Here is a 3,376-nt window from a genome sequence, read left to right as displayed (position 1 = left end):
ACGCCGCCGAGGCCGCCGAGCCGCACCGGCGCGAGGTCGCCGGCACGGGCGTCTCCGTGCTGGCGTACACCAGCGTGGACGGCTCGTTCGTCAACGAGAGCTTCCCCGCCGCGACCGCGCGGCAACCCGACGACGTGGCCGAGTCCGACCGGTGGCAGTACCAGACCCGGACGTGGGGCTATCCCGCGGCGGGCGTGCCGTCCGCGCCGCGCCGCATCCGCGAGGCGTGGGAGCGGTTCAGCGCGGCCGAGGAGCGTGCCTCGGACGAGCAGGTGGCGGGCATGTGGGCGTCGCTGGCGGCGGTCTACCCGGAGGTGCAGGACTGGGTGGCCCGCCGCGGCCACGGCGGTGCGGCCCGGTGGGACGACAAGGGTTCCACGGCCCAGATCAAGCGGGCCGCGGGGGCGTCCCCGCTGGTGATGGTCCAACTGCACGCCGGCTTCCAGTTCCAGGACGCGGCGTCGGACAACATGCGCGACATCGCCCACCAGGCGATCGACGCGGGCGCGGACATCGTGGTCGCCCACCACCCGCACGTGCTGCAGGGCCTGGAGTGGTACAAGGGCAAGCTGATCGCCTACAGCCTGGGCAACTTCGTGTTCGAGCAGAACTTCCTGGCCACCTTCGCCAGCGCGTTCCTGCGCACCGTGTGGGAGGGCGACACGCTGCTGGAGGCCAGGCTCTTCCCCCTGGAGCTGGTGGACTACAAGCCCGTGCCGGTCACCGACTCGGCGGCCGAGCGCGTCCTGGCCCGCGTGTGGGAGCGCAGCGTGCTGCCGCTGGAGTCCTACCGGGACGACTCCGGCGACATCCGCACCCGACCGCGGGCCGTGGGAACACCGGCGCAGGTGGTCCTGGAACGGCACACCGGCCGCCTGGTCACCGGCCCCACCGCCCAGCGCACCGAGAACCAGGACGTGCCGCCCGGCGCCGTGGTCGACCTCCCGGTCGTACCCTCGGCGCTGGTCAAGCCCACCGGAGGTGGGGTGGACGTCGGGCGTGATCTGTACGGCTGGGGCCACTTCGAGGACGAGACCGCCGATGCCGCGGTCAGCGAGGCCGTGCACTGGAGCGTGAACAGCAAGCGCGAGGGCGTCCGCTCGGGCGACGCCGCCGGGGGCCTGCGCGCCCTGCGCCTGGAGGTGCGCGAAGGCGACGCGGTGCAGAGCAGGCCGATCGCCCGCATCGCCCTCCCCCGCCACCGGGCCTACGACGCCAAGGCCGTCCCCACCGACCCGGAGCCGTCCTACTCCCTGGTCACCAAGGTCCGCCGCTCCTCGTCCGCGACCGCGGAGGCGCGCTTCGACATCTACCACTTCGACGACAGCAACCCGGCGGAGGACCCGACCTCGGAGGTCGTGGCGACCTACACCAAACCGGTGGACGTGCCCGCGGACGGCCAGTGGCACCAGGTGGTCGTCGACCTGTCGCTGTCCGAGTTGGACACCGGACCGACCAAGGGCAACATGGTGATGCCGTACCTGAAGGTCACCGGCTCCTCCGCCCAGCCGGCCTGGGTGGACGTGGACGACCTGCGCTTCGTCGAGTGGCGTGCCGCTCAGGGCATGACCGGTGCCTACGGCGCCTTCACCCTCGCCCGCAACCGCGGCGGAGCCCCGGCTCGACTGCCCTACGAGGTACTGCTCCCGTCGACCCCCTGACCCTGCCGGGATCACGGCTCACACCGCTTCCTTCACTCTCCGCATTCGGTCGTGCGCGACTCGGTGTCGCACGACCAGGTGACTCCGTGAGGAAGCGTCCCAGTGGCGTAACGGAGAGGTCCGAATGGTCGAGGTACGGGTTACACACAACGCCGCGTCGGTCGAGGAAGGACACCGCCATGGCAGTCCGCATCAACATGACCACCAGACTCACCCGCCTCCACTGCCACGACGAGGGTGACGGTTGGGGCAACGCCGAGCCGTACCTCTGGGCGGTCTTCTTCAAGATCGACGGTGACAGCTACGTCGTGCAGCAGGGCGCCGGCCTGGTCGGCTCACCGATCATCGTCTCGTCCAACGGCAGCCACGGGAACCTCGGCAACACCGACGTCGACGCCGGTGACGACGTCACGGTCCCGGAGGGCATCGGCTCGTTCAGCACCGTGCTCAAGCCCATCCCGGTCAACGACCCGTTCATCGCCTCCCTGTTCCCGGACGGCAACCTGCCCGGCATCACCGGCGTGGTGGTGACGGCCATGGAGGAGGACGGCTGGCCGGACAGCCTGGCCAACGACGGCTACTCCGCCTTCGTCAACGCCGTGCACCTGGCCGTGGTGAAGGTGGCCGCGGACTTCCAGCACGCCACGCACGCGCCGACGCCCGCGGAGATCAAGGCCGCCGTCGACCAGGTCAAGTCGTCGGCCGCGACGTCGGTCCGGACCCAGGTCAAGGGTTCCATGGACGCCTGGGAGCTGCTGTGGTTCGGCACCTTCGGCGACAACGACGACTCGGTCGGCACCGAGGCGTTCACCACCGACTGCGACGCGCTCAAGGCGATGCCCGACATCGACTTCTCCCGGCGCTGGAACGAGGAAACGGCCGAGGACGGCGACTGGGAGCTGTTCGGCTGGTTCGGCGGCAACGCGCTCGTGGACATCCCCGGCGGCTGCAACCTCGACGGCGTGTTCGCCCGCACCGCGGCCGACGAGCGGCTCAAGCAGCACTCCTTCGACGCCATGCGCACGTTCCGCGACACGACCTTCCGCGAGTACCCCGGCCTGGGCACCTGGTGGGCGGCCGCGCAGGACGCGACGCCGGAACTCGCCCACCTGGCCGCCACCGACGAACGGGTGCGGCAGTCCCTGGAACACCTGTTGGCCGCCGCTCCCCGACTGCTGGGCGACTCGCGGGAGCGGGTCCAACCCGACGACGTCGCCGCCGCGCACCTCCTGTTGCAGCGCTTGGCCGCCGTCAGCCCACTCCAGGCCATGCGCTTCGCCCGCCAGGGCATCCGGGCCTTCGCGGAGGTCGAAGGCCGCTCCCTGGCCGAGGCCCTGGACTTCTTCGCCCGCGCGAAGCCCCGTGGCCGCACCCTGCGCCGCAGCGCCCGCTTCGAACGCTGACTGGTCGGCGCCGAACCCCGAACGACTCCTAGATGATGCGGCGGCGCACCCGCCACACCACCACACCGATCAGGACCGCCGCGACGGCGACGAACAGCGCCGCCTCGATCAGCTGGAACGTCCAGAACCGGTCGGCCGGGTGGTAGACCTCGAACTGCTGGATGCCCCGCGCGTGCAGGAACTGGTTGAGGTTGGTGCCGGCCCGGTTGGCGTCGGCCTCCAGGTTGTAGTAGTCCATCCAGCTCAGCTTGCGCCCGGTGGCGTCTGCGTAGCCGTGTTCGATCGTCCAGTCGGCGAAGTCGGACGCGGACC

At 71.0% G+C, this 3,376-nt stretch carries 2 protein-coding genes and 1 pseudogene; 2 read left to right on the top strand and 1 reads right to left on the bottom strand.

The window, feature by feature from the left end; translation table 11 throughout:
- Together AB0G02_RS32300 and AB0G02_RS32295 are read left to right on the top strand one after the other, a co-directional pair.
- Positions 1 to 1,661, top strand: a 1,661-nt coding sequence (locus tag AB0G02_RS32300) for a CapA family protein (RefSeq protein ID WP_360801726.1), incomplete at its 5' end; no start/stop codon positions are given.
- 179 nt (positions 1,662 to 1,840) lie between these two features.
- Complete coding sequence (locus tag AB0G02_RS32295; RefSeq protein ID WP_360801724.1) at positions 1,841 to 3,064, top strand: hypothetical protein; 1,224 nt, start codon at positions 1,841 to 1,843, stop codon at positions 3,062 to 3,064.
- 28 nt (positions 3,065 to 3,092) lie between these two features.
- Here the strand turns inward: AB0G02_RS32295 and AB0G02_RS32290 are convergent.
- A pseudogene (locus tag AB0G02_RS32290) lies at positions 3,093 to 3,376 on the bottom strand (hypothetical protein); the annotation flags it as partial.

The organism is Actinosynnema sp. NPDC023658 (assembly GCF_040639995.1).
Lineage (GTDB): Bacteria > Actinomycetota > Actinomycetes > Mycobacteriales > Pseudonocardiaceae > Actinosynnema.
Note: the sequence above shows the minus strand (reverse complement) of the source record. Positions and strands in the feature narration are given on the sequence as shown.

Coding starts and splice junctions, on each gene's coding strand:
- AB0G02_RS32295 (WP_360801724.1), top strand. CDS start 1,841: ATGGCAGTCCGCATCAACATGACCACCAGACTCACCCGCCTCCACTGC.